This is a genomic window from Betaproteobacteria bacterium (assembly GCA_009693245.1).
GTDB lineage: Bacteria > Pseudomonadota > Gammaproteobacteria > Burkholderiales > SHXO01 > SHXO01.
This window is the reverse complement of the sequence record SHXO01000129.1, coordinates 1-5,118: the sequence shown is the minus strand read 5'-3', so window position 1 is coordinate 5,118 and position 5,118 is coordinate 1. Positions and strand designations below refer to the sequence as shown.

The following is a 5,118-nucleotide window of genomic DNA, read 5'->3' as shown; positions in this document are numbered from 1 at the left end:
TCACGGATTTGCTCGGTAAGGAATTGTTGGAAAAGCACGGCGTGGATATGTCGCGCGTGGAACGTCCCCACAGCTTTCAAGATTCAGTGTTGCTGGGATTGGTGCAAGGGGAGTATCCAGCGGCCCTGGTCAATGCTTTCGTCTTGCACCGGGCCTCGGAATCGCAGCGAGCGTTGGTGAGGCAGATCGCACAGACCCGCAAGATCTCCAACCTTTTCATCGTGGCGCTCTCGGATCTATCCCGAACCGGACGGGAGGAGCTGCGCCTGGGTCAAAGGCAGATACGGTGACGGCAACGACCGCCTTCTCGCGAAAGGACATTTCCTCCCATGAACTTCGTCCCGAAATCCTTTCGCCTTAGGCTGGTCCTTACGGCACTGGTGGTGGAGGTGGCCACCATCTGCGTTCTGGTCGCCAATAGCGTGCGGCTTAACCAAGAGGCGCTGATCCAGGAAGCCGAGAACTGGATCGAAAGCACGACCCCCATACTGAGCGCCAGTCTGGCCGCTCCTCTGGTTCAGCGCGATTACGCGACTATCCAGAATTTGTTGAATGACATGCTCTCCGGCCACGGCCTGAGTTACCTGCAATTGCTCGATCATCGTAGTCATCCAGTGGCGGCCTCCGGGCGCAAGTCCTCCGATGCACTGCCCCCCGCCGACGCTAACATCTTCGATGGCGGTTCCGACGGAAGCTACGACAAGCGCATTCCCATCGTGGTCGGGGGTACCCAGTACGGTACCCTGGGGATCGGCTTCTCCACCCATTTCCTATCGCAATCGCGGCGTGCGCTCATCTCGCAAAGCGGGCTGGTTGCCGTACTCGGTATCGGTGCTTCATCATTGATGCTCACATTGCTGGGTTACTGGCTCACACGGCACTTGGGCCGCCTCACGCGCGCGGCGGGTAACGTGGCGGCGGGCAACTTTGGCACGCGGGTGCGCGTCGTGGGTGACGATGAAGTAGCGAATCTGGGCCACGCCTTCAATGCGGTGGTCAGCGCCGCCGAGGGGAAAATCCAGGCGCTCGCGGCCGGCGAAGCACGGCTCTCCGATGCACTCAGGGAATTGGAGAAAGCCAATGCCATACAGCGCGAATATATCACTCAAGCCAGCGACGAGCTGGCGCGCTTGAATGCACTCCTTGGGGCCATGCAATTGGGCATATTGTTTGTCGACCGGGACAACAAGGTGATCTACTCCAATCCGGCGTTCGAGCACATTTGGTTAGTAGCGAACTCCAAGGCGCACTTTCAGGGAATGGACGCGGGCTGTGTGCTTCGCAGCGTGAAAGACACGCTGGCACAGCCGGAGAAATTGGAGGAGCGCTTATTCCACGACCAGCCCACCGCGCACCCCGCGGAGCCCTTGGAGATCGAGATGGCGGATAGCCGCCTCATCACGCGCCAAGGCTATCCCGTGCATGCCAGCGGCGCCGAGATCGTGGGCTACCTGTGGGTGTTCGAAGACGTGACTAGGGAGCGCCAGACCGCCAGCCAGATTCTCTATCTGGCCGAGCGCGATCCGCTCACCGGCTTGTTCAACCGCCACCGCTTCCAGGACGAACTGGCTCGCGTACTTACCCATGGCGAACGCGAAAAAGCCACCTCCGCCTTGCTGTTTTTCGATATCGATGAATTCAAGCACGTCAACGACACTTTTGGGCATCGCACGGGCGATGCATTGCTCATCCGGGTAGCCGGAGAAGTCTCCGCGCAAGTGCGCCGCAACGAAGTGTTCGCGCGCCTGGGGGGCGACGAGTTCGCCATACTGTGCCCTAACGTCACGCCCTTGGAGGTTCAATCGCTGGCGGAGCGTATCGTGCGTTCCATCGCGCGCATTCCCTTCAACTTCGAGGGCAACCAATTGCGGCTCACGTGCAGTCTTGGCATCGCGCTCTATCCAACCCACGCGGGAACGGCGGAGGACTTGGTGGCCTACGCCGACACCGCCATGTACCAGGCGAAGGAAGCCGGGAAGAACACGTGGCGAATGTACAAGGCGGATTCGTCCACCAGCCGGAGCATGCTCAAGCGCCTGAATTGGAACGAACGCATCGAAGATGCGCTGGAGAACGACCGGCTGCTATTGCATTTTCAAGGCATATACGAATGCACGAACAAGCAACTGCGCCACATGGAAGCGCTGGTGCGCATGGAGGACAGGGACCATCCCGGCCGCCCCATCATGCCTAACACTTTCATCCCCGTCGCGGAGAAGAGCGGCAAGATCTTGGACATCGACCGCTGGGTAATCGGAGAGTGCGCGAGCCTGCTGGCCGCCCATCCGGAAATTCCCGCCATCGCGTTGAATTTGTCGGGGCGCTCCTTGGACGAACCCTCGCTGCCGCGTTATATCTCGGATGCCTTGCGCCACGCCGGCGTGCCGCCTTCGCGTCTCATCGTGGAGATCACGGAAACCGCGGCGGTGTCGGACCTGCATGATGCCCAGCGCTTCATCGATGCCCTGCGCGAATCGGGATCGCAGACTTGTTTGGACGATTTCGGCGCCGGGTTTTCCTCCTTAGCCTATCTCAAGCACTTGAACGTGGACATGCTCAAGATCGATGGCCAGTTCATCAAGAACCTTCCTTCCGACCGTGACAATCAGGTGTTCGTTCGCGCCATCATCGAGGTGGCGAAGGGATTGCGCAAACGCACCGTGGCGGAGTGCATCGAGGATGAGGGTTCCTTGCAAATGCTGCGTGGCTTGGGAGTGGACTTGGTCCAGGGCTATCATCTATCCATGCCAAAAGAGCAAAAGTCGGCGTTCGCCGCGCTGTCATAATTCCGTAACCAACGCGCTCCCATCGTATAAGAGAATCGCAATGCCCCGAACCGTCATGTGCATCAAACTCGGCCGCGAGGCCGAAGGTTTCGACTTTCCCCCATACCCCGGCGCGCTAGGCCAGCGCATTTTCGACAACGTCTCCAAGGCAGCATGGCAAGAATGGCTGGAACAACAAAAACGGCTGATCAACGAAATGCGCCTGAGCTTGGCGGACGCGAAGGCGCGCAAGTACCTCGCCGAACAAATGGAGCAGCACTTCTTCGGAACGGGAGCGCAGGAAGCCTCGGGATACACGCCCGCGAAGGAGTAACGCGCGCATCGCTGTTCGATTCCGGGACGGGGGAAACCTCGTTTGTTCCCGCCCCGAAGCCTCCCATGCCGACCCTAGCGCGCCACAAGAAAAAACTACCGGCCCAGCACATCCTTAACCGGGAGTTGGGCCAGTTGGAGTTCAACCGGCGCGTGCTTACCCAAGCCGCTCATCCCGCGACGCCTTTGCTGGAGCGCCTGCGTTTCCTGTGCATCGTCAGCAATAATCTGGACGAGTTCTTCGAAGTCCGCGTGGCGGGGCTCAAGGCCCAAATCGAGTTAGGTGCTGAACGTCCCGCTCCGGACGGGCTGGCACCTTCCGAAGCCTTCAAGCGGATCGGGCGCATTGCCCGCGATCTGGTCTCCCAGCAGTATGCGATGTTCAATGGCCAGTTGGTGCCGGCACTCGCCAAGGAAGGCATCTGCTTCTTGCGCCGGGGTCATTGGAGCGCGGCGCAGAAGGCGTGGATCAAGGCCTACTTCTTTCGCGAGCTGATGCCGGTGCTGACACCCATCGGGCTCGATCCTGCCCATCCATTTCCGCGGATCCTCAACAAGAGTTTGAATTTCGCCGTGCAGCTCTCCGGCAAGGATGCCTTCGGGCGCAAGTCCGGCATGGCTTTGCTGCAAGCCCCGCGTGTGCTGCCGCGCGTGATTCACCTGCCGCGCGAGGTCTCCGGTTGCGATTACGGATTCGTGTTTCTCTCCTCCATCATTCATGCCCATGTGGGCTAGTTGTTCGCGGGCATGGCGGTGCAGGGCTGCTACCAGTTTCGCGTCACCCGCAACAGCGATCTGTTCGTCGACGAGGAGGAGATCAAGAATCTGCGCACCACCTTGCAAGGCGAACTCCCGCAGCTCCACTTCGGTGACGCCGTGCGCCTGGAAGCCGCGGCGCTCTGCCCGCCCGCCATCACGGATTTTCTGCTGCAACAGTTTGGGCTGGGCACCGCGGATCTGTATCTAGCCGACGGTCCGGTGAATCTCGTGCGCTTGATGCAAGTGCCCGGCCGAGTGGACCGGCCGGATTTGAAGTACCCGCTGTTCTCACCGGGTGTGCCGGGGACCTTGGTCAAGCGCAGCGATATATTCGCCGCCATTCGAAAAGGCGACGTACTGCTGCATCATCCTTACCAATCCTTCAAACCCGTCATCAACTTCATCGATCAAGCCGCCAAGGATCCCGATGTGGTGGCCATCAAGCAAACGGTCTACCGCACGGGCGCCGAATCGGAAGTGATGAGCATCCTGGTGGAGGCGGCGCAGCGCGGAAAGGAAATCACCGTGGTGGTGGAGTTGATGGCGCGCTTCGACGAGGAAGCGAATATCAACTGGGCCGCGCGTCTGGAGGAAGTGGGAGCCCTCGTGGTCTACGGCGTGGTGGGACACAAGACCCACGCCAAGATGGTCATGGTGCTGCGCCGAGAAAAATCCGGGCTGCGCCGTTATGTGCACCTTGGCACGGGCAATTACCACTCCCGCACGGCCATGCTGTACACGGATTTCGCTCTTTTTACTTGCGACGAGGCCATGGGAGCGGACGTCAACGACGTGTTCATGCAGCTCACCAGCTTGGGCAAGGCGGGGAAACTGCGCTACCTCTTGCAGTCCCCCTTCACGTTTCATAGCCAAATGATCGCCGCCGTGCGCCACGAAGCGGCGCAGGCCAAGGCCGGAAAGAAGGCGTGGATCACCGCCAAGATGAACGCGTTGCTCGAACCCAAGATCATCGAGGAACTCTACGCCGCCTCGAAAGCCGGAGTGAAAATCCAGCTCATCGTGCGCGGTGTGTGCGCCCTGCGTCCCGGCATTCCCGGACTGTCGGAAAACATTCGCGTGCGCTCCGTCATCGGCCGGTTCCTCGAGCATCATCGCATTTTCCATTTTCATGCCACCGGCCAGGTGTATCTGTCGAGCGCCGATTGGATGGACCGAAATTTCTTTCGAAGGGTGGAAGTGTGCTTTCCCGTCTTGGACGAGAAATTGCGCCGCCGGGTTATCAGTGAAGGCCTTCACTGAT

3 protein-coding genes and 1 pseudogene are annotated in these 5,118 nt (G+C 59.9%); all 4 read left to right on the top strand.

The genetic code is table 11. The annotated features are described in order from the left end of the window. A partial coding sequence (locus EXR36_15325) for a hypothetical protein (protein ID MSQ60960.1) occupies nucleotides 1-290 on the top strand: 290 nt, incomplete at its 5' end. A gap of 39 nt (nucleotides 291-329) precedes the next feature. Then, entirely contained in the window at nucleotides 330-2,786 is a 2,457-nt protein-coding gene (locus EXR36_15320) for an EAL domain-containing protein (GenBank protein ID MSQ60959.1), read from the top strand. A 40-nt stretch (nucleotides 2,787-2,826) separates the two neighbouring features. Continuing rightward, on the top strand, nucleotides 2,827-3,099 hold the full coding sequence (locus EXR36_15315) for an oxidative damage protection protein (protein ID MSQ60958.1): 273 nt from the start codon (nucleotides 2,827-2,829) through the stop codon (nucleotides 3,097-3,099). A gap of 65 nt (nucleotides 3,100-3,164) precedes the next feature. Continuing rightward, nucleotides 3,165-5,117, top strand: a pseudogene (ppk1, locus tag EXR36_15310) (polyphosphate kinase 1). Nucleotide 5,118 lies beyond the last annotated feature (1 nt).